At 70.9% G+C, this 22,035-nt stretch carries 17 protein-coding genes; 12 read left to right on the forward strand and 5 right to left on the reverse strand.

What is annotated here, in order from left to right:
- Positions 1-13: 13 nt before the first annotated feature.
- Positions 14-433, forward strand: coding sequence for a hypothetical protein (locus tag ACQP2X_RS46065; protein ID WP_498692494.1), 420 nt, complete (start codon positions 14-16; stop codon positions 431-433).
- On the opposite strand, the gene ACQP2X_RS46070 is transcribed toward ACQP2X_RS46065, so the two are convergent.
- Entirely contained in the window at positions 434-1,333 is a 900-nt protein-coding gene (locus ACQP2X_RS46070; protein ID WP_498692495.1) for a TatD family hydrolase, read from the reverse strand. It abuts the gene before it with no gap.
- 70 nt (positions 1,334-1,403) lie between these two features.
- Between ACQP2X_RS46070 and ACQP2X_RS46075 the strand changes: the two genes are divergently transcribed.
- Entirely contained in the window at positions 1,404-2,438 is a 1,035-nt protein-coding gene (locus tag ACQP2X_RS46075; protein WP_498692496.1) for a hypothetical protein, read from the forward strand.
- A gap of 47 nt (positions 2,439-2,485) precedes the next feature.
- Here ACQP2X_RS46075 and metG read toward each other — a convergent pair whose 3' ends face one another.
- The gene (gene metG, locus ACQP2X_RS46080) at positions 2,486-4,279 is read right to left on the reverse strand and encodes a methionine--tRNA ligase (protein WP_498692497.1); all 1,794 of its coding nucleotides are present in this window, start codon (positions 4,277-4,279) and stop codon (positions 2,486-2,488) included.
- Positions 4,280-4,411: 132 nt separating this feature from the next.
- Between metG and ACQP2X_RS46085 the strand changes: the two genes are divergently transcribed.
- Positions 4,412-6,037, forward strand: a complete 1,626-nt coding sequence (locus tag ACQP2X_RS46085; protein ID WP_498692498.1) for a hypothetical protein — start codon at positions 4,412-4,414, stop codon at positions 6,035-6,037.
- 22 nt (positions 6,038-6,059) lie between these two features.
- Here ACQP2X_RS46085 and rsmI read toward each other — a convergent pair whose 3' ends face one another.
- A complete protein-coding gene (gene rsmI / locus ACQP2X_RS46090) occupies positions 6,060-6,914 on the reverse strand; it encodes a 16S rRNA (cytidine(1402)-2'-O)-methyltransferase (RefSeq protein WP_498692499.1) in 855 nt (284 codons plus the stop codon).
- A 76-nt stretch (positions 6,915-6,990) separates the two neighbouring features.
- Between rsmI and ACQP2X_RS46095 the strand changes: the two genes are divergently transcribed.
- The 6 genes from ACQP2X_RS46095 to ACQP2X_RS46120 all read left to right on the forward strand — a co-directional run bounded on the left by ACQP2X_RS46095 (position 6,991) and on the right by ACQP2X_RS46120 (position 17,466).
- The gene (locus tag ACQP2X_RS46095; RefSeq protein WP_498692500.1) at positions 6,991-8,571 is read left to right on the forward strand and encodes a dolichyl-phosphate-mannose--protein mannosyltransferase; all 1,581 of its coding nucleotides are present in this window, start codon (positions 6,991-6,993) and stop codon (positions 8,569-8,571) included.
- Between the two features lie 526 nt (positions 8,572-9,097).
- Complete coding sequence (locus ACQP2X_RS46100; protein ID WP_498692501.1) at positions 9,098-10,099, forward strand: hypothetical protein; 1,002 nt, start codon at positions 9,098-9,100, stop codon at positions 10,097-10,099.
- A gap of 11 nt (positions 10,100-10,110) precedes the next feature.
- Entirely contained in the window at positions 10,111-12,525 is a 2,415-nt protein-coding gene (locus ACQP2X_RS46105) for a bifunctional polysaccharide deacetylase/glycosyltransferase family 2 protein (protein WP_498701269.1), read from the forward strand.
- A 304-nt stretch (positions 12,526-12,829) separates the two neighbouring features.
- Positions 12,830-15,088, forward strand: a complete 2,259-nt coding sequence (locus ACQP2X_RS46110) for a glycosyltransferase family 2 protein (protein ID WP_498692502.1) — start codon at positions 12,830-12,832, stop codon at positions 15,086-15,088.
- A gap of 4 nt (positions 15,089-15,092) precedes the next feature.
- Positions 15,093-15,938: a hypothetical protein gene (locus tag ACQP2X_RS46115; protein WP_498692503.1), complete on the forward strand. Its 846-nt coding sequence runs from the start codon at positions 15,093-15,095 to the stop codon at positions 15,936-15,938.
- On the forward strand, positions 15,931-17,466 hold the full coding sequence (locus ACQP2X_RS46120; protein WP_498692504.1) for a Med9 domain-containing protein: 1,536 nt from the start codon (positions 15,931-15,933) through the stop codon (positions 17,464-17,466). The genes ACQP2X_RS46115 and ACQP2X_RS46120 overlap by 8 nt, the downstream gene beginning before the upstream one ends.
- Before the next feature lie 45 nt (positions 17,467-17,511).
- Here the strand turns inward: ACQP2X_RS46120 and ACQP2X_RS46125 are convergent, their stop codons facing one another.
- Positions 17,512-18,756: a GAF domain-containing sensor histidine kinase gene (locus tag ACQP2X_RS46125; protein ID WP_498692505.1), complete on the reverse strand. Its 1,245-nt coding sequence runs from the start codon at positions 18,754-18,756 to the stop codon at positions 17,512-17,514.
- Between the two features lie 46 nt (positions 18,757-18,802).
- Positions 18,803-19,669 (reverse strand): hypothetical protein, encoded by an 867-nt coding sequence (locus ACQP2X_RS46130; protein WP_498692507.1) that lies wholly within the window; start codon positions 19,667-19,669, stop codon positions 18,803-18,805.
- 89 nt (positions 19,670-19,758) lie between these two features.
- Between ACQP2X_RS46130 and ACQP2X_RS46135 the strand changes: the two genes are divergently transcribed.
- From ACQP2X_RS46135 to ACQP2X_RS46145, 3 genes are read left to right on the forward strand one after another with little or no spacing between them, the layout of a single operon-like run.
- Positions 19,759-20,673 (forward strand): aldo/keto reductase, encoded by a 915-nt coding sequence (locus ACQP2X_RS46135; RefSeq protein WP_498692508.1) that lies wholly within the window; start codon positions 19,759-19,761, stop codon positions 20,671-20,673.
- Entirely contained in the window at positions 20,670-21,455 is a 786-nt protein-coding gene (locus ACQP2X_RS46140) for an SDR family NAD(P)-dependent oxidoreductase (protein WP_498692509.1), read from the forward strand. Before ACQP2X_RS46135 ends, ACQP2X_RS46140 begins: the two co-directional genes overlap by 4 nt.
- Before the next feature lie 34 nt (positions 21,456-21,489).
- A complete protein-coding gene (locus ACQP2X_RS46145; RefSeq protein WP_498692510.1) occupies positions 21,490-22,035 on the forward strand; it encodes a DUF642 domain-containing protein in 546 nt (181 codons plus the stop codon).

Genomic DNA, 22,035 nt, shown 5'->3' on the forward strand with positions numbered 1-22,035 from the left:
GTACAAACGAGCCATGAGCGAGTTGCTGGCGTTACGCGGGGTGGTCGAGGCCACTCCTGAAGCGGTGGCCGCCGTCCTGCTCGACGTGCGACCGGGCGGCCGTTCCCCGATCGCCGTCACGGGCACGATCGAGGAGACGGACGTGGGCGACCAGTTCGAGGTGGTCCAGGACGGCAGCAAGATCAGCGTGGCGATCGACCGCCCGGCCCGCTCGGTGACGATCGAGGGAGCGTGGTGGTACCGAGGGGTCACGTCGGTCGAGCCGGACGAGAGGGGCAGCCTGGTCCGCTTCCGCATGTTCAACATCGCCGAGGGCACGGGCTGGGCGGTCCGCTTCGTCTCGCGGGGCCCGATCAACGCCGCCCCACGACAGTTCGCCGAGACCCTCAGCCGCCTCGGCGCCGAACTGAACACCCGCGCCTGGATCGAATGATCAGCCCCAGGGGCCGAACACCCGCTCGCCGTTGGCGGAGATCGCGGCGCACAACTCGTCCACGTCCTCGCCCCGGGTCTCGGCCAGCGCCCGCACCGTCAACGGAATCAGGTACGACGCGTTCGGCCGGCCCCGATGCGGCACCGGCGTCAGGTACGGCGCGTCGGTCTCCACCATGATCTGCGACGGCGGGGTGACCGCGGCCGCCTCCCTCAGGGCCCCCGCGCTCGCGAACGTCACCGTGCCCGCGAAGCTCAGGTAGAAGCCTCGGCGTACACACTCCGCAGCGAATGTCTCGTCGCCTGAGAAGCAGTGCATGACGACTGTGTCCGGCGCCCCCTCCGAGTCGAGGATCCTCAGGACCTCCTCGTGCGCGTCCCGGTCGTGGATGATCAGGGCCTTGCCGTACCGCTTGGCGATGGCGATGTGCGCCCGGAAGCTCTTCTCCTGCGCCTCGCGGCCGTCAGGACCCGTACGAAATGTGTCCATGCCCGTCTCGCCGATGCCCCGGACCCTCGGCTCGGCCGCGAGCGCCTCGATGGCCCGCAGCGACTCGTCCAGGTCGGCCAGCAGCGGCGCGTCGTTGGGGTGCAGCGCCACCGCGGCCAGCACCGACGGGTGGCGGGCGGCCAGGTCGGCTCCCCAGCGGGAGGACGGCTCGTCCACGCCGACCTGCACGATCCGGTCCACGCCCGCCTTGGCCGCCGCGGTGATCAGGGCCTCGACCGGGTCGGCGCCGGGGCCGCCGGGCACGCCCGCCTCCTGGATCGTGATGTCCAGGTGGGTGTGGCTGTCGAAGACCGGGACGGCGAGGGGCTCCGGTGCGGCGGGGAACTCGCCGGCGCGCCGGGCGGCCTTCTTCCGGCGGGATTCTGACGGTGACGTTGACATGTGAGACATTCTGCACTTGGACCCGGCGGACACTGTTTGTTCACCTGGCGTCAACCGGTGTGACCTACCTTCACTGACCGTGACTGTGACCGGCGAGGACAGTGTGATCGGCTCTGATCCGCTCGAGCCGCCCCTGTCCGCACCGCTACGCCGTGACCTCGGCTGGCAGCAGGTTCTGCGGATGGCCCAGTCGGCCGACCACCTCGGTGATCCTCTCCTGCGCCAGATCCGGGCTACGGCCGCGATCCACCGCGGGACCCGGATGACCAAGGTGCTTTCCCCGGCTCAGGTCTCGGGCCATCTGGGTGGCTGGCTTCCGTACGGCTTCTGCTATCGCTCATGCGACATCGCGCACCTGCACGACCCGCGCGACCTGGCGCTGCTGCGCACCGACGGCACGGCCGACGACGAGGTGGCGTTCGCGCTGCGCTGGCGGGCCACCGATCCGATCGACTACGAGGTGCCGGCCGCGCCGTCCCAGCCCGGTCTGTCGATGCTGCCCGCGCATTCGCGCATCGGGGCCATGGTGCTGGGCACCGGCTTCACGCCCAGCAACGACGATCTCATTCCCGAGTACGTCACGGCCGGCTTCGCCGATCTCCCGATGCCGGCCAACGCGCAGATCATCGCGTACGTGCCGGGCGGCGAGGAGGTGCTGCTCTACACGTACCAGCCGGAGCAGCACGGCTGGCTGCGGCTGGCCGGCCCGCGCTGGCGGGGCCTGCTCGACAATCTGCCCGGGGTCAGCCCGGACCGCGAGTACGTCCCGTGCACGACGCCCGGCTCGGCCAAGCTGGTCGGAACGATCAAGGACAAGGAGTACGAGGCGGTCGCCGACCCGCCGAGCGAGTTCCGTGTCCGGGCCCTGACCCGCGCCGCCCGCTATCCGGTGTCGACCCTGAGCCGCCGCGCCGAGCAGGCGCTGTGGCGCGGCGTGCCCTGCTGGGTGTTGCAGCGCGACGACGCGTGGGCCCGCCTGCGCCTGGTCCGCCCGGACGCCGATGCGCTGAGCAACACCGGCGCCCGCTGCTACGAACGGGGCGTCTACGAGGCCTGGGCCCCGGTCGGCGAGCTGATGGACCACCACATCGCCGACATCCCCTATGCCATTTAATGGCTCCGCTTCGCTCCGCGGGCGATCGCCGCCGGTGGTGACCGCCCCTAACCCAAGCGGGCCAGTTCCTCCTCGATCACCGAGGGCTCGAGCTTCTTGAAGACCGGCTTCGGGGCCGAGAGCGGCGTGCCCGCGACCAGCGGGACCGACTCCCAGCGCGCGCCGACCGTGTAGTCGCCCTGGAGCACCGGGTACGACGGGCCGCCGTCGAGGTCGTCCACCTCGTCGATGCGCGGCATCGGCGCGTGCACGCCCTCGCCGCCGAGCAGCTCGAAGACCTTCTGCGCGGAGTGCGGCAGGAACGGGGTCAGGATCGTGTTGGCGTCGCTGACCACCTGGAGCGCCACGTGCAGGATCGTCGCCTGGCGGGGCTTGTCCTCCTCGGACTTCAGCTTCCAGGGCGCCTGCTCGGAGAGGTATTTGTTCGCCTCGGCCACGACCTTCATCGCCTCGCCGATGGCCGCTTTCTGCCTGTGCTTGGAGATCAGCTCACCGACCGTACCGAAACCGGCCCTGGCCACCGCCAACAGCGCCTCGTCCTCGGCCGTCAGCTCGCCGGCCTCGGGAATGGCCCCGAAGTTCTTGGCCGCCATCGAGATCGACCGGTTGACCAGGTTGCCCCAGCCGGCCACGAGCTCGTCGTTGTTGCGGCGAACGAACTCGGCCCAGGTGAAGTCGGTGTCGTTGGACTCCGGGCCGGCGGCGGCGATGAAGTAGCGCAGGGCGTCGGCGTCGTAGCGCTCCAGGAAGTCGCGCACGTAGATGACGACGCGGCGCGACGAGGAGAACTTCTTGCCCTCCATGGTCAGATATTCGCTGCTGACCACCTCGGTGGGCAGGTTGAGCCGGCCCAGCGAGCCCGGCTCGCCGCCCTTGTCGCCCTCGCCCGAGTAACCCAGCAGCAGCGCCGGCCAGATCACCGAGTGGAAGACGATGTTGTCCTTGCCCATGAAGTAGTACGCCTGCGAGTCCTTACCGGCGCCGTCGGCCGACCACCACTTGCGCCAGGCCTCGGGGTCGCCGGAGCGGCGGGCCCACTCGATGGAGGCCGACAGATAGCCGATGACCGCGTCGAACCAGACGTAGATGCGCTTGTCGTTGCGGTCGCGCCAGCCGTCGAGCGGAATGGGCACGCCCCACTCCAGGTCGCGGGTGATGGCCCGGGGCTGAAGGTCGTCGAGCAGGTTGCGGGAGAACTTCAGGACGTTGGGCCGCCAGTTCTCCCGCTGGTCGAGCCAGTTGCCGATCGCCTCGGCGAACGCCGGCAGGTCGAGGAAGAAGTGCTCGGTCTCGACGAACTCCGGGGTCTCGCCATTGATCTTGGAGCGCGGGTTGATCAGCTGCTCGGGGTCGAGCTGGTTGCCGCAGTTGTCGCACTGGTCGCCGCGGGCGCTCTCGTATCCGCAGATCGGGCAGGTGCCCTCGATGTAGCGGTCGGGCAGGGTGCGGCCCGTGGAGGGCGATTTCGCGCCCAGCGTCGTGCGCGCCACGATGTAGCCGTTGCGGTGCAGAGCACCGAACAGCTCCTGGACGACGGCGTAGTGGTTGCGCGTCGTGGTGCGGGTGAAGAGGTCGTACGACAGTCCGAGGCCGTGCAGGTCTTCGACGATCACCCGGTTGTAGCGGTCGGCGAGCTCCCGCGGGGTCACCCCGTCGGCGTCGGCCTGCACCTGGATGGGCGTGCCGTGCTCGTCGGTGCCGGAGACCATGAGCACGTCGTGACCGGCCATGCGCATGTAACGGCTGAAAACGTCGGAGGGCACTCCAAAGCCGGACACATGACCGATGTGGCGCGGGCCGTTGGCATAAGGCCAGGCAACCGCGGCGAGAACGTGACTCATGGGGTACAAGCGTAGTGAGCCGCCCCCTGGCGCCGCGACGGGATTCGCTCCGCCCTGAGCGAGATCCGCATTTATTCCGACACGCCAGGATTTGAACCTGCCCTCGGCCACCCCGCGTAGTCAAATGGAAACGTGCTCGGAGACACGCCACAGCCTGGGGAAACGCCTCGTAGCGAGGGCGACCCGTGGTCGTTCGCCGATCCCGACGCGGCCTGGTGGCGCGGCGAGACCGACCGGCCATCCCGCCCACGTCACCCTCGCCGCCGCCCCGCGGTCGCCCATCAGGATCAACAGCCTTCCGGTGGTACGAACACACTGGAACCGCCGGCGGCGAAGACCTACACGGGAGAGGCAGCCGACGCCCACGCGGCCGCCGCCTCCGACGTGGCCGAGGCCCTGAACCCCACGGCGCCCCCTCGTGCCACCCCACCAGCGGCCGAGCTGACCCCACCCCCCACCGCCGCCGCGATCGCCCCGCCGATCGAGGAGCCCGCCGCCCAGCCGGCTGAGAAGTCCGCCGCCCAGCCGGCTGAGAAGCTCGCCACCCCGCCGGCGGAAAAGCCCGCCACCCCGCGGGCCGAGGAGCTCGCCACCCAGCCGGCTGAGGGCCACGCCACGGCCCTTCAAGGGCCACTTCCTGAAGCGCCGGCGCCGGTTGTCGCGTCAGCCGCTCCCCCGGCCGAGGCGGTCGCCCGTTTTGTCGCCGTCGAGCGTGACCACGACCGTCCGGACCCCCACCGCTACGACCCGCTGCGCCCGCCCGCCGGATATACCGCCAGAAGGCCAGCACCCCACGCTGTCCAGGCGATCGCGGCGACTGACCAGCCGGAAGCGGCGACACAGCCCTCAGCGGCCGCCCTGGCCGGACCTTCGCCAACCGGTTCTCAGCCCACCGCGGAGACGCCGGACGCCCAAGTCGAGCCAGCCGGTGAGACGGCCGAGCCGGGGACGGTGACGCCGCCGCCGGCGGATCAGGACGTCATGGTTCTTCCGGAGCCCAGCGCCCGCAACCGCCCCACCGTCCCCCTCGAGCCCACGGCGGCGCCCGCTCGGCCGCCCGTCGTCCGGCGGCCCCGGCAGGGTGGCTCCCACGCCCGCCCCACCGAGCCGCTGCCGCCGCTCACCGGGTCGCCGGTCACCGATGCCCGGCTCGAACGGCTCGAGAACTCGCCGTTCTGGCACGACCGGGTCGACGACACGATCGAGGTACGGCCCGAGGAGCCCCGCCGGGCGTCCGGCAAGCCGCGGCACAGCCGCCGCTCGGCCGGCCTCCCTCTCTCCGCTCAGGTCTCCCTCGTCGCCCTCGGACTGGTCGCCGCCTTCTTCGCCTGGGTCAGCGCCGAACCGTTCTGGCTCGCCGTCGGCCACGGCGACCTCGGCAACGCCACCACCACCGTCTGCACCGGCACCGGCGTCACCCAGCGCTGCGCCGGCCAGTTCACCGCCGACGACGGCAGCTACACCATCGCCCGGGTGACCCTGCTCGGCGTCGAGGGCACCGGCCGCCAGCCGGGCGCGGTCACGCCGGCCAAGATGGTCAGCCCGGACAGCCAGCAGGCCTATCTGGGCGGCACCGGCGCGCTCCTGCAACTGCGCTGGATGCTCGGCTTCGCCTTGGTGCTTCTCTGCGGGTATGCCATCGCGGGCGTCACCAGGGCTCGCCAGCTTCCGTCGGCCCGGGCGCGGCGGGGCGCCATCCTGCTCAGCCTGGCCGGCCCCCTGGCGCTGCTCGCCGGTTTCCTGGCCGCCGCGTACTAAGGCCGCGTACTAAGGCCGCGTACTAAGCCTGATGAACCAGCGCGTACACCTCGCGCTTCTTCACGCTGTACTCGTCGGCCACGGCCTGGATCGCGTCCCGCCGCGACTGCCCCGCGGCCTCGCGCTCCGCGACGGCCGCCCGCAGGTCCTCGTCGGCCGGGCGTTGCGCCGGCCCGGCCGGCGCCCCACCCACGACCAGGGTGATCTCGCCCCGGAACTCCTCGCGGGCGGCGTCGGCGGCCAGCTCCTCCAGCGTGTTGCGGCGGATCTCCTCGTACGTCTTGGTCAGCTCGCGGCACACCGCGGCCGGCCGCTCGGCGCCGAAGATCGCGGCCAGGTCGGTCAGGGTGCCCGCGATGCGGTGCGGCGCCTCGAACAGGACCAGCGTGCGGGGCTCGGCGGCGAGCTCGCGCAGGCGGGAGCGCCGATGAGAACCCGTACGGGGAAGAAAGCCCTCGAAGACGAACCGGTCGCTGGGCAGGCCGGAGAGCGCCAGGGCGGTCGTGACCGCGCTCGGCCCGGGCGCCGCCGTCACCGGATATCCGGCGTCGAGGGCCGCGCGGACCAGCCGGAAACCCGGGTCGGAGACGCTCGGCATGCCGCCGTCGGTGACCACCGCGACCACGGCTCCGCCGGCCAGGGCCTCGACCAGTTCGGGCGTACGTCTCTCGTCGTTGCCCTCGAAGTAGGAGACGACACGCCCGGAGACCGTGACGCCCAGATCGCGGGTGAGCCGGGCCAGCCGGCGCGTGTCCTCGGCGGCGATCACGTCCGCCGTGGCGAGGACCTCGCGCAGCCTCGTGGAGGCGTCGCCGACGTTGCCCAGCGGCGCGCCGAGCAGCACGACCCGGCCGGAAGCGTTCTCTGCGGAAGACACGACGGAAAGTCCATCACATGACGCGCCGCGGCGACGGCGGGCGTCGGCTCTCAGGCGTACCTTCTACGATCGCGGGGTGACTACGGCGGCGACAGCGGAGAAAGAAACCACCCCGGAACCGCCCGTCGAGGCGCCGGAGCCCGGTGGCCTGCGCGCGGTTCCCGAGGTCGTCCGGCGGCGGCTGACCACGCTCGACAACTGGCTCAATCCGCACTCGTGGATCGTCACCGGTGTGATCGTGGTGATCGCCGCGATCCTCCGGCTGAACGGGGTGAGCAGCCCCAGGGGCTACATCTTCGACGAGGTCTACTACCCGACCGACGCGTGGGACATGCTCCACCACGGCGTGGAGTGGGACGAGAAGACCAACAGCGCGGCGTACGTGGTGCATCCTCCGCTGGGCAAGTGGCTGATTTCCCTGGGCGAGCTGATCTACGGCAACCACGAGCTCGGCTGGCGGCTCATGCCGGCCGTCGCCGGCACGCTGATGATCCTGGTGCTGATCCGCGTCGCCTACCGGCTGTTCCACTCGGTGCTGCTGGCCGGGCTGGCCGGCCTGCTGATGACGCTGGACGGCTTCCAGCTGGTGCTCTCGCGCACCTCGCTGCTCGACATCTTCCTCGGCCTGTTCGTGCTGATGACGTTCGCCGCGATGGTGCTCGACCGCGACCATTACCGGCGGGGCCTCCTGCGGGCGCTGGAGAACGGGTTCGATCCCGAGAAGACGCCGGCCGTGCCCCGGATCGTGCCGTGGTGGCTGCTGGTGGCCGGGGTGACATTCGGGATGGCCTGCGGCGTGAAGTGGAGCGCCCTGGCCTTCGCGCCGTTCTTCGCGGCGCTGGTGATCGTCTGGCGGGTGCAGGCCCGCCGCTCGGCCGGCATCCGTGGCCCGATCCTGGCCGGCATCATCGGCGATCTCGGCTGGCTGATCCTGAGCCTGGCCATCAGCTTCGTGATCTACCTGGCCGCGTGGACCGGCTGGTTCGTCACCGACGACGGCTACTTCCGCCATTACCGGGAGGCGAACGGGCTCAGCGAGCCGCCGGTCTTCGGCGCGCTGATGAACCTGTGGCACTACCACTCCGAGGCGTACAAGTTCCACAGTGGGCTGACCGAGCGGCACGTCTATCAGTCGTGGCCGTGGCAGTGGCTGCTGCTGGGCCGGCCGGTCGCCTTCTACTGGAACAACGGCGGCGACTGCGGTGCCACGAGCTGCGCCCGCGAGGTGCTGCTGCTCGGCACGCCGATCCTGTGGTGGTCGTTCCTGCCGGCGCTGGCCGCCCTGGTCTGGTTCGGCGTCGCCCGGCGCGACTGGCGGGCCTGGGCGATCGGCACGGGCGCGGTGGCCGGCATCCTGCCGTGGTTCTACTACGCGATCAAGGACGGCCGGACGATGTTCTCGTTCTACGTCCTGCCCGCGCTGCCGTTCCTGATCCTCGCCGTCGTCTACGTGCTCGGCGCCATCATGACGCCGAAAGAGGGCATAGCCGCCGGACAGGGCCGCACGGATCGGCAATTGATCGGCACCATCGTGGTCACGGCGTACGTGGTCGCGGTGGCACTCTGCTTCGCCTACTTCTATCCGATCTTCGTGGGACAGCTGATTCCGTACGACAGCTGGTCGCAACGAATGTGGCTGGGCGGCCGCTGGATTTAGGCGATCGCCCGGACCCTCACACCGCGCCGGTAGTGCTCGACACTGCCGGCGCGAGTCGTCTCAGCGCGGATCAGCGGAGCTGTGCTGAACGCAAGAGCGCGCCCCGATCGCCTGCCACGGGGGAAGCGGGCGATAGGGGCGCGCACCACAAAGCTTAACGACCTCCGATGTCAGGCACAACGGGTCACGTGCCGAACTTTCAAATTTCGATCAAGCCGTTTGGACAAACCGGACAAAGGCCTTTAACCTATTTTTGTACGGCATATCGCCGCGTGAATAGGCTTCGGCTTTTAGCCTCTTTCACTGTCGGCAAAGCGACAGTTAACGGTTGTCAGAACTCGCGTAACCTCGATTCATTCGCCATTGCGCCGCTGCTCAGAGCGTTGCGTTTCCGAGCGGCACATACCGGCCCCCATCTGGTCAAACGTTGACGCTCATCATTTCGGTTGATTCCGGTCGGCGATCATCCGTCACCCTCCCGAGTGAGGGCCCTCAAGATCGCCATAAATATTTTTAAGCTCGCCGCGTGACTTCGCACGAGCCAGAAAACCCGCAATTCGCCGCGATCGAGATTCCCGACACCGAGGTGATCTCCGTTTCGCAGCCCGCCCCGGTGTTCGTGGACAGCACCGGGCGCCGCAGCAGGTTCTTGCGGCGGCTCGCCTACGCCTTCGGCGCGCTGGTCATGGTGTACGGCGGCCTGATCAGCGTGAGCCTGGCGGGCGGTCCGGTCCGCTCCAGCGCGGTGCTGCCGCTGCCCGGGCTGGAGCCCGAGGAGAAGGAGACCAAGGCGCCGGCCCCGGCGCCCCCGGCACCCAGCCCGACACCGACCCCGAAGGCGACGGCCGTCTTCGTGGCCGAGGCCCGCCGGACACCCGAGCGCCGCCTCGCGCCGCGCCTCGAGTCGGCCCGGGTGCCGGCGACGTCGTCGTCCCGGCCGCCGTCGGCCACCCCGAAGCCCACCAAGACGGTCAAGCCGACACCCAAGCCGAAGCCGACGACCTCGCGGCCGCTCGAATCGGGCACCACCACGCCGCCGACCACGCCGACGACGACGGGGCCGGGGCCGGGCACCACCACCCCGCCACCCACGACCAAGCCGCCGGCCGCGCCCGAGCCGCCCGCCCCGAACACCGGCGGCGGCACAGGAGCGGGCACCGGCGGCGGCACGGGCGGCGGTGGCGGAACGGGCGGCGGCGGCGGAAGCGCCGTCGACGACGACCCGAGCCCGAGCCCCGCCGGCTCGGGCTCGTCCAACTCCGGCTCCGGTTCCGGCGGCAACGGGGGTGGGTCGGGCACGAGCGGTGGCGGATCCGGCACCACCTCCGGCGGCTCCGGGACCACCTCGGGCGGCGGCTCCGGGACCACTTCGGGCGGCGGCGGCTCGGCCACGAGCGGCGGCAGCGGCGGCGGCTCGGGCACTGGCGGGGGCTCCGGCAGCGGATCAGGTTCCAGCGGTTCCGGTTCCGGCTCCACCCCGCCGCCCGCGCCGCCCTCCGACACCCTCACTTCCAAGGTGCCTTCGTGACCCCTCCCCCCATGCCCGCCCGGCGTGCCCGCGGCCGCGCTCGCGGCCGCGGACCCGTCCGCCGCCGGCTGCTGCCCGCTCCGCGCGTCCTGCTCGGCACGCTGCTGCTCGGCGTCTTCGTCGCCGTGCTCGTCGTCCAGGCGTACGTGAACGCCGAATTCAAGGGCGACCACGCCGAGTCCGAGGTCGGCGACCAGGCCGGCGTGCCACCGGAGATCCTCGGCGGCGGGCCGGTCATCAACACCACCGGCGGCCAGGAGAGCACCAGCCGCATGCCGGCCAAGACGATCGCCCTGACCTTCGACGACGGCCCCGACCCGACCTGGACGCCCCGGGTCCTCGACGTGCTGAAGCGGCACAACGCCCACGGCACGTTCTTCGTGGTCGGCTCCGAGGTCTCCCGCCACCCGGCGCTGGCCAAGCGGGTCACCGACGAGGGCAGCGAGCTCGGCCTGCACACCTTCACCCACCCCAACCTGCAGCTGATCGCGCCGTGGCGGCGCAACCTGGAGCTTTCGCAGACGCAGGTCGCGATCGCCCGCGCCACCGGCGTGCACACCAACCTGGCGCGGTTCCCCTACTCGTCGAAGACGGCCGCGATCGACGAGACCAACTGGAAGATCATCAAGGACGCCGGCAAGCAGGGCTACCTGGTCGTCGTCAACGACCTGGACAGCGAGGACTGGCAGCTGCCGGGCGTGCAGCGGATCATCCGGAACGCCACGCCGAACGGCGGCGCCTCGGCCATCGTGCTCTTCCACGACGCCGGCGGCGACCGCTCGCAGACGGTCCGGGCGCTCGAGAGCTACATCCCGATGATGCAGGCCAAGGGCTATCGCTTCACCACGGTCACCGAGGGCCTCAACGGGACGATCGCCGAGAGCAACAAGGCCGCCGCCAAGAGCGCGACAGTGCCCCTGCTGGCCGAGAACCCCGAGGCGCCCGGCACCGACGTCTGGCGGGGCATGGCGGTGATCTGGACGGTCCGCCTCGCGGACGGGCTCGTCTGGGTCATCGCGGGGCTCTTCCTGCTGGTCGGGACGCTGACCATCGGGCGTACGGCATTGTTGTTGCTCCTCGCCACCCGGCACGCCCGGCAGCGCCGCAAACCCGGCTGGAGCTGGGGCCGGCCGGTCGTCGAACCGGTGTCGGTGATCGTGCCCGCCTACAACGAGAAGGAGGGCATCGAGGCCGCCGTCCGGTCGCTGGCCGGTGGCGACTATCCGGACATCGAGGTGGTGGTCGTCGACGACGGCTCCACCGACGGCACCGCCGCCCTGGTCGAGCAGATGCGGCTGCCCAACGTCCGTGTCGTCCGGGTGCCCAACGGCGGCAAGTCGAACGCCCTGAACACCGGTGTCGCGCTGGCCCGGCACGACCTGATCGTCACCGTCGACGGCGACACGATCTTCGAGCCGGACTCGATCCGGGAGCTGGTCCAGCCGTTCGCGGACCCCAAGGTCGGCGCGATCGCCGGCAACGTCAAGGTCGGCAACCGGGAGCGGATGGTCGCGGCCTGGCAGCACATCGAGTACGTGATCGGCTTCAACCTGGACCGGCGGCTGTACGAGGTGCTCGGCTGCATGCCGACCGTGCCCGGGGCGATCGGCGCGTTCCGCCGTGAGGCGCTGGCCCAGGTCGGCGGGGTCAGCGACGAGACGCTGGCCGAGGACACCGACGTCACGATCGCGCTGCTGCGGGCGGGCTGGAAGGTCGTCTACGCCGAGAAGGCCAAGGCCTGGACCGAGGCCCCGGCCACGCTGGAGCAGCTCTACCGCCAGCGGTACCGGTGGAGCTACGGGACCATGCAGGCGATGTGGAAGCACCGCCGGGCGCTGTGGGACTCCGGCCCGTCGGGCCGCTTCGGGCGGGTCGGCCTGCCGTTCCTGGCCCTGTTCGGGGTGGCGCTGCCGATGCTGGCCCCGGTGGTCGACATCATGCTCGTCTACGGCCTGGTCTTCTGGGAGCTCGAGGAGACCGTGGTGGCCTGGCTGGGCATGCTGGCCCTCCAGCTGTTCACCGCGGCGGTGGCGTTCCGGTTCGACAAGGAGTCGCTCAAGCCGCTGTGGCGCCTGCCGCTCCAGCAGTTCGCCTATCGGCAGCTGATGTACCTGGTGCTGATGCAGTCGGCCACCACCGCGCTGACCGGTGGCCGGTTGCGCTGGCACAAGCTGCACCGGGCCGGGCTCGGCGCCCGGGCCGACGCGGTGGCGGCGCCGGCCGGCCGCGACGTGGCCCCGGTCGTGGACACCTGGCCCTCGACGCTCGGCCAGGCCCGCGACGACCAGCATCCGGCGTCGGGCCGCGCGCTGGCCCGGCCGGTGGTCCCGACGCAGCCGGCCCGCACGGCCGAGCTCGATCCCCGCGATCTTCCGTCAGCCGGCTCGCCCCCGGGTGGCGGCTCGGGCCCGGTACGCACCGGGTGATCGTCGGCCCGTGCTCCGCTCGAACTGCAGCCGAGCGGAGCACGGGCCGATGTGCTCACAAGACGGCGGAAACGGACGGGGGGTTCGCTGATTCACAAACTAGGCCTATCGGATGTTTAGGGATATGTACGCCTCACTTCACCACCCGTACGTCACAAGTTCATCCAGAGTTCATCTTCAGGCTCTGGTTCTGTCTTCTTGGGCCAGGCAACATCGCCAAGTCCCCCGCGCTCCTCGCAGGAACTGGTGTCATGCTGCAGCTCCATCGCTCACCGTCTCTGTCACGTCCCGGTGAGGAAGCGAGGTGACTCCACGGCTGAGCATCGTCGTCCCGTTTTACAACGTCGAACGGTACATAGGCGACTGCCTGGACTCGCTGTCCCGGCAGACCCTCACCGACTTCGAGGTCATCCTCGTCGACGACGGCTCGCCGGACGGTAGCGCCGAGATCGCCCGCGCCCACTGCGAGGCCGATCCCCGCTTCCGGATCGTCACCCAGGAGAACCAGGGCCTCGGCCCGGCCCGCAACACGGGCGTCAAGCACGCGCAGGGCGAATATCTGACCTTCGTCGACAGCGACGACCTGATCCCGCGCTACGCGTACGAGATCATGGTGAACTCCCTCGACGAGACCGCCTCGTCGCTGGCCGGCGGCAACGCGCGCCGGTTCAACAACACCTACGGCGTCCGCCAGTCGTACGTGCACCGCGCCGGCTACGGCAAGCTGCGCAAGGCCACCCACATCTTCGAGCACCCCGGTCTGGCCATCGACCGCATGGTGTGGAACAAGGTCTACCGGCGCTCCTTCTGGGACCAGTTCAAATACCAGTTCCCGGCGATCCGCTACGAGGACTACCCGGTCACCCTGCGCGCCCACATCGACGCCGTGACCGTCGACTGCCTGGCCGTGCCGGTCTACTACTGGCGCGAGCGCGAGTCGGGCGAGTCGATCACCCAGCTCAAGTTCCAGTTCGCCAACATCGAGGACCGCGTCGTCTCGGCCGAGATGGTGCTCGACCTGGTCGACAAGCGCGCCCCCGAGCTGCGCGGCGAGGTGCACCGCCACCTGGCCACGGTCGACCTCACCACCATCGTGCAGTCGTTCGCGTCCGCGGCCGACCACGAGATGACCCCGCTGCTCGCCCTGGGCAAGCGGCTGAGCAGCCGGCTCGACCCGGCCGTGCTCGCCGAGTCGTCGACGTTCGCCCGCCTCGAATACGAGGCCCTCCAGTCCGGCGACGCCGAGCTGCTGCAGAGCCTGGCCCGTTTCCGGGCCGACGGCGGCCTCCGCGGCGGCGTCCGGGCCCGCCGGCACCCCGTGCTCCCCTGGCGCTACGAGGGGCAATATCCGGGCCTGCGCGAAGGGTCGAAGGTCGCGGCCTCGCTCTACACGCTGCCCCGGGCCGAGCTCGACGTCCGCACCGCGGTGCGCGACCTCTCCTGGGCCGACGACGCGCTCGTGCTGCACGGCACGGCCGAGATCGCCCACCTGCCGACCACGGCCAAGTCGGAGATCCGGGTCGCGCTCACCGCGGGCAAGGAGTCCCACGAGCTGCCGGTGGAGCGGATCGTCGAGCACGACACGCACGGCGACAACCGGCCCGTCGGCTTCGTCACCCGCATTCCCCGTACGCTGCTGGCCTCGCTCTCCGGCTCGGTCAAGAAGGCGCAGATCACGGTCGAGGTGCGCTCGCACGGCCTCAAGCGGCGCGGCACGCTGGCCGCCGGCGGTCTCCAGTACCCGGTCGGCGACTGGGTCGGCGACGTCTGGGTGCAGCCGCTCAACGGCGGCGACGGCCGGGTCTTCCTCGAGTTCCGGCGCAACACGGTCGAGCTGACCACGGCCGAGGTCGAGGGCGACGAGCTCGTGCTGACCGGCCGGCTGGCCTCCCGCCTGGAGGAGCCGGAGCTGCGGCTGAGCCACTCGGTCGGCGCCGTCCACGTGCCGGTCCAGCGCGTACGCCATGACGCGATGGACGACTTCACGGCCCGGGTCCCGCTCGACGAGCTGATCGGCGTGACCGAGCCCGACGACCCGTTCCTGCTGCGTACGGTCCTGGTGCCCCGCATGCACGACGGCAAGAACCAGTTCATGATGTCGATCACCGGCCTCGACCGGGGTGTGCTGGCCGAGCGCCGCGGCCGCGTGGTCGCGGTGAGCCGCAGCCCCGGCATGTACCTGAACCTGATCGAGGCGCCGGCGCAGGTCTTCGCCGACGACGTCGTGGCGGTTCCGGACGCCACCTATCTGAGCGTCTCCGGCCCCCGCTGGGCCGGCACCGACTACAGCCGGATCACCTGGCGCCGCTTCCTGCCGAACTCCGACGACGGCATCGACGCGCCGGTGCAGATCACCCTGGACGACGAGCGGTGGACGGCGTCGACGAGACTGGACGACCTGTCCGAGGGTGAGGATCTGAACTGGGCCCTGTTCGCCTCGCCCGAGGGCGGCACGCCGTACGCCGTGCAGGCCGACAGCTTCCTGGTGAGCCGGCTCCCCCGCCGGCTGGGCAAGCTGGTCCTGCGGGCCCGCAGTGGCATCCTGCACCTGGAGATGGACTGATCCCATGCATCACCACAACCACTACTACGGGTTGACGCACATCCTGGCCCGGCACTGCGGCCTGGACGACGAGTTCCCGCCGCGCATCCCGGGCTATCTCCAGCACGGCTGGAACGTGGGCTGCGGCTGGAACCCGGTGCACGAGTTCTTCCACGGTGCCTGGCGCTTCGTCTGGAGCGACGCCCCCCGCCGGCGCGGCCACGCGCTGAGCCGCCGCAACTACGCGGTCACCGGCGCGCCGTTCCTCTACCTCATGGACCTCGAACCCGACCTGGGCAAGGTGAAGGAGGAGGACCGCGAGGGCACGCTCTGGTTCCTCTTCCACGGCTGGGACGCGCCGGGCGGTCTCGGCGCCAAGATCGAGGGCGATCACGCCCGCCTGATCAGCGAGATCAAGGAGACCGAGACCGAGCCGGTCACGATCAGCCTCTACTACACCGAGTACGAGCGGGCCGACGTGCGCCGGGCGTACGAGGAAGCCGGCTTCGAAGTCATCTGCTTCGGCAAGCGCGGATGGAACTACGAGGGCACCGACCGTAAGTTCCTCTACAAGCAGCTGGCCGCGTTCCGCCGGTTCAAGCGGGTGGCCTCCAACCGTCTGGCCACGGCGATCTTCTACGGTGTCGCGGCCGGGTGCGAGCCCGCCGTCTACGGCGACGCGATGGCGCTCGAGGGCGACAACCCGCTCTTCGGCGGCCAGTCCCGCATCGCCCGGCTCTGGCCCGACATGCTGGGCAAGGACATCGATCTCGCCACCGCCCGCGCGATCACCGACGACGAGCTCGGCAAGGCCTGGACGATGTCGCCCGCCGAGATGCGGTCTCTCTTCGATTGGAACCACCATGACTGACATCGAGGTCGTCCGCGGCGAGATCCAGCCCTGGACCGACTACACCAGCTACCGCAAGCCGGCGGGCGGTGACGCGCTGCTGGCCTTCCTCACCGACGCGCTGCCGGCCCGGGCGGCCCGCGCACTGATCGCCGGCCCGCACAGCCACGAGCTGATCACCCTGGTGGCGGCCCGCAGCGAGCACGTCACCGTGCTGATCCGCTCGGTCAGCGACGCCACCGACCTGCGCGAGGCGTTCCCCTCGTCCGAGGTCAGCATCGTCGCGGGCGCGCTGGACGGCCTGGCCAACGGCCCGTACGACCTGGTCGTCGCGGCCGACGGCCTCGACCGGGTGCTCGGCTACGACTCGCCGGCGCTCAACTGGCCGCAGCGGGCGGCCCTGGTCACCGGTCTGGCCGGCCCGGACGCCGTGGTGCTGATCGGCGTCGAGAACGAGTTCGGCCTGGCCGGCCTCTACGACCGGCGCCCGGTGGACGCCCGGCACGGCGACGACGAGTGGCGCCCGCTGCACGACGACCCCGAGCGGCCCACCTCGCCCGACCAGGTGCTGGCCGCGCTGCCGGCCGCGCGCCTGTACGCGTCGTTCGACGCCGCCGGCGAGACGCACACGCTGCTCGACTCGGCCGCCGCCGCGGGCACCCGCCCCGGCCGGCCCGGCGCCCGCCTGGCCCTGGAGGGTCTGGCCGCCGCGGCCGCGCACACCCCGCTGGTCGCCCCGATCACCACCGGCGCCGACGCCGCGGCCCGGGCCGGACTGCTCGGCGCGGTGGCGCCCGGCTGGCTGGCCGTGCTCGGCCCGGCCGGCGCCACCCACACGGCGTACACGGCCACCCACAGCCTCGACCTCGGCGACGCGGGCTGGACGGTCGGCGACCGGGTCGTGCCCGACACGGTCTCGGCCGAGACCGAGCTGTTCCGGCTGGCCGCGGCCGAGGACGTGCCCGGCTTCCGGGCGTACGCGGCCCGCGTCGACAGCTTCCCGCTGGACGACCTCTACCCGGCGGCCGACGGCTTCGTCCGCGGCCTCACCGAGGCCCCCGAGGGGGCGAGCCGCGACGAGCTGCTGGCCGCCTCCTGGTTCCGGTTCCGCGACCGCCTCATCGCCGCCCACCGCCGCCACCCGTGGCCGCCGTGGATGGTCGAGAGCGACGACCTGGTGACCACCTGGCTCGGCATGTCCGGCGTCGAGGCCACCCCCGAGCTGCTGACCCGCGGCCGGGAGCTGGCCGGAGCGTTCGCGCCGGCCGAGGCCGAGGTGCCGGACGTGGCCACCGCGCTCGCCGACACCGACGAGGACAAGAAGCGGATCAAGGAGCTGGCCGGCAAGGTCTTCGGCCTCGAGCGGACGCTGCGGTTCCGCGACGCGAGCCTCAAGACCCGCGAGGCGCAGCTGCGCAAGCTCCGCGACGAGCTGCGGCAGTACCGCAACTCGCCGGTGCTCAAGCTGCACGACACGGCCCGCAAGGTCGCGAAGATCCGCCACCCGAAGCAGTTCGCCCGCGCGGTGAAGAAGAAGCTGAAGGGCTGATCCGGTCGAGATGGAGGGCCCGCCTGTCCCAGGCGGGCCCTTTCTTCATGCCGCGATCAGGTCTTCGATCATGTCGGTGGGCGTCAGGTCGGCGAACGGGAACACCACGTGCAGTGAGGTCCCGTCGCCGGGCCGGTCCGACAGGGCCACCGTCGCGTGGTGCGCGTCCAGGATCTTCTTGGCCACGGCGAGCCCGCGGTCGGGACCGGGCACGGTCGACGGGTTGGCGATGGCGCCGTAGTACAGGTGCGGGAACAGATCGGGGCGCATGCCGTCCGGCATGTCCATGTCGTCGAGGCGTACCGTCGGGCCCGACTCGATCTCGGTGCCGACCCGGACCCGGCCCCCGGACGGCGTGTACTTCACCGCCGCGAACAGCAGGTGCGTCAGCACCTGTTCGAGCCGCACGGGGTCGGCGATGATCGGCATGGCCGGCCCACCGGCCTGGTTGAGGATCCAGATCTGCTTGGTGGCGGCGATCGGGCGTACCGCCTCGACCGCCCGCTGCGTGATCCGGGTCAGGTCGATCTGCCGCATGTGCAGGCTCTCGCTGCCGAAGCCGGCGTCGGCCATCGACGTCAGGTGGTGCAGCAGATCGAGGAAGCCCCGGATGTGGCCGGAGACGGCCCGGCTCACCAGATCGCCCATCTCGGCGTCGTGATATCCGGTCTTGCCGAGCTTGCCGAGATATTGCGACATCAGCCGCAGCGGCGCCCGCAGGTCCCCGCCGACCAGGCCGGCCAGGTCGTCCTTGCGGCGCTCCAGCTCCTGGAGCCGGGCCGTGGTGTTGGCCAGCGCGATCGCGTGCCGGCGCAGCTCCATCTGCGAGGTGACCTGCCGGGCCAGCGCGCGCAGGGCCTGGAGCTGCTCGACGTCGAGCTTGCGCGGCTCGTTGTCGACCACGCAGAGCGTGCCCAGCGCGAAGCCGTCGGTGGTGACCAGCGGCGCCCCGGCGTAGAACCGGATGCCGTCGTCACAGGTCACCGTCGGGTTGTCGGCGAACCGCGCGTCCTTGGTCGCGTCCGGCACCACGAGCAGGTCGCGGCCGAGGATCGCGTGCGAGCAGAACGAGATCTCCCGCTCGGTCTCGGTCGCGTCGGTGCCGATCTTCGCCTTGAACCACTGCCGGTCGGTGTCGACCAGGGTCACGAGCGACATCGGCGTGCCGCACACGTTCGAGGCGAGCGCGACGATGTCGTCGAAATCCTGCTCGGGCGCGCTGTCGAGGATGTCGAGCGCGTAGAGCGCGGTGAGCCGGTCGATCTCATTGTCGGGCAGGGGAGCTTTCATGCCGTCACCTCCGAAGACTTGCTTCAGAGGTACCACCCGAAAGTAGCTATCCCACCGTTTCGGACTTTTTCCACGACCGGAGCGGCCGGGTCGCGGTCGGCCAGCCGAGATGCGTGCGCAGCTCCTCGGGCGTGGCCAGGATGTCCGCGCCGAGCTCGCTCCGGGCGATCTCGCGGGCGACCACGGGGTCCGGGTCGTAGCCGTAGACCTCGGGCCACTGCCGCCGCAGCCGCGGCTCGCCGCCGAAGGTCGGGTCGGCGTCCTCGAGCACCATCGGGTCGCCGTAGACCGCGCCCTGCGCCCCGGCCAGCAGGCCGTACCAGATCGCGCTGCACAGGCGGTTGGAGATGACGCGCTTGTGGCGGCGCAGCTCGGCCAGCTGGCGGACCAGGAAGTCACGGTCGTGGTCACGCCACCAGAAACCGCGGTAGCCGTGGCAGATGACCCGGAAGCCGGCGTCCTCGTACAGCTTGCGGATCTTGCGGACCTTGTGCTCGTTGAAATAGAGGCACGCGGTGATCGGGCCGGTCTCGTGCGCCTTGAGCTCGTCGATGAGGCGCTGGTGGTCGCCCATCACCTGCTGCCCCTCCCAGCCGTGGAAGGGGTAGAAGATCGTGCCCTCGCGCTTCGACTCGTCGACCGGCGTCTCGTTCATCTCGAGGAGATAGGCGAACGGGGAGCCGATGGCGACGACGTCACGGCGGCCCTGCGACCACGCCCGGCGGCGCACCTGCTCGGACCAGACCCACAACCGGCTGCCCTCGACGAACGGCACACCCGGGGCCAGGCCGTCGCCGATGTTCCACCCGTGTTGCAGGTAGCCCTGCATGCGCGGGGGATGCATCCACTCGTCGAGCTGGGCGTAACGGGCAAGCACGTGAGCGTGGCCGTAGTAGTAATTGGCGTGGTGCATGTCCACCCTGTGATTTCGCGCGACGACGGATCTAATACGGTCGGTCGGGGCGAAAGCCTAGCACCGCCACGAGCGACGAAGGACAACCGATGACAGACCACGGCGGGCCGGTCGTACCGGTCCGGGCGCGCGGCGCGTACCGCCAATCGGCGCTGGTGCTGGGCACGGCTCAGCTCGGCGGGGCGTACGGCATCGCCAACCGCACCGGCGTGCCGGACGACGACGCCACGGCCCGCATGCTGGCCACGGCCCGCGACCTCGGCGTCACCCACCTCGACACGGCCCGCGCCTACGGCGACAGCGAGAAGCGGATCGGCGCCGCCCTGGGCGATCTGGATCTCGCGGTCGTCACCAAGATCGCGCCGGGCGGCCCGGTCCGCGAAAGTGTCGAGCTCAGCCGGGCCGATCTGCGTGTCGCCCAGCCGCTGACCATCCTGTTGCACCGGGCGGCCGACGCCGGTGACTGCTGGGCCGATCTGCGCGACTGCCTGGAATCGGGCGAGGCCGACCGGGTCGGTGTGTCGGTGCAGTCGCCCGACGAGCTGCGACGGGTGCTCGAGCTGCCCGATCTCGGATATGTGCAGCTGCCCTGCAACCTGCTCGACCGGCGCTGGCTGGCCGGCGACCTCGACGCGGCCCTGGCCGGGCGGCCCGATCTCGTGGTGACCGTGCGCAGTGCGTACCTCCAAGGTCTGCTCGTCGCCGGAAGCGGCGTGCGCTGGCCGAACTACCCCGATGACCAGCGCGATCACGTCGTGTCCGTTCTGGACGGACTGGTGACCGAGCTCGGCCGGGAGGACCGCGCCGATCTCTGCCTGGCCTATCTGCTGTCGCTGCCGTGGGTGACCTCGCTCGTGGTCGGCGCCGAGACCGAGGAGCAACTGCGGCGCAACGCCGCCCTGGTCAGCCGCAAGCCGCTGACCGAGGCCGAGCGCGAGCAGGTGCTGCGCGAGCTGCCCGAGATGCCGGTGGAGCTGCTCGACCCGAGCCGGTGGTCCGCGTGATCACGCCGAACGACCTCTTCGGACTGAACGGCAAGGTGGCCGTGGTGACCGGCGCGACCGGGCGCCTCGGCCAGGTCATGGCGTCGGCGCTGGCCGGCGCCGGCGCGACGACCTGGCTGGTCGGCCGCGACCAGGGCCGCCTCGAGGCGCTCGCCTCTTCACTGGGCGGAGACTGTGTGCCGGCCCGCTGTGACGTCACCTCCGACGACGACGTGGCGGCGCTGGGTGACCGGCTGCGCGAGGCCGGCGGGCGGCTCGACGTGCTGGTGCACAACGCGCACGTGGGCCGGGCCGGATCGCTGCGCACGGCCCGCCCCGGCGACTACATGGAGGCGGCCGACCTGGCCTTCTCCGCCTTCCAGCGCCTGCTCGCCTCGACCCGCGACCTGCTGGAGACGGCGGCCGCCGACAGCTCGCCCTCGGTGATCACGGTGGCCTCGATGTACGGCCTGGTCAGCCCGAAGCCGCATCTCTACGATTCGCCCGACGCCGGCAACCCGCCGTACTACGGCGCCGTGAAGGCCGGGATCGTGCAGCTCACGCGCTATGCGGCGGTCGAGCTCGGCGCGCGCGGCATCCGGGTCAACTGCGTGACGCCCGGCCCGTTCCCCGGTGAGGGTGGCGATCCGGCGCTGCTGAAGCGGCTGGCCGGGCAGACGCCGCTGGGCCGCGTCGGCGATCCGGCCGAGATCGCGACCACGGTGCTCTACCTGGCCTCCCCGCGCTCCAGCTTCACCACGGGCGCCAACGTCGTGGTCGACGGTGGATGGACGGTCTGGTAACACACCTTTTGTCCGATATGCCCGTTGAATGTGCGTGCACACTCTCCTGGCTGTCCTCCTGGCGGCGACCTTCGGCGGCGGCTTCGAGCAGCCGTACGTCGAGGGCGCCTACTACCGGTACGCCACAGGCACGCAACTCGGCCCGTGGACGGTGACCAAAGGCGACGTCGACCTGGCGAGCAACTCGCTGTGGCAGGTCACCGAGGGCCGGCAGAACCTGGACCTCGACGGTGGACAGCAGGGCGCGGTCGCCGCGACCTTCGCCACCGAGCCGCTGCTGACCTATCGCATCACCTACGACCTGGCCGGCAACTACGCCGGGCCGCCCGCGGTCAAGACCGGCGAACTGCGGGTCAACGGCAAGCTCATCCAGTCCCTGTCCTTCGACACGACAGGCAAAACGGCCACAAACATGGGCTTCGCCCGGCGTACGGCGTACGTGCTGGCCAAGAGCGACTCCTTCCGCCTGGAGTTCGCCAGCACGACCACGCCGGCCGGCTACGGACCGGTGATCGACGATGTCCGGGTGGACGCCTGCCTGCTGATCATCTGCCCGAAAGGCGTCTCCCCAGCGGCCTGA

This window comes from Actinoplanes sp. CA-131856 (assembly GCF_050956135.1).
Lineage (GTDB): Bacteria > Actinomycetota > Actinomycetes > Mycobacteriales > Micromonosporaceae > Actinoplanes.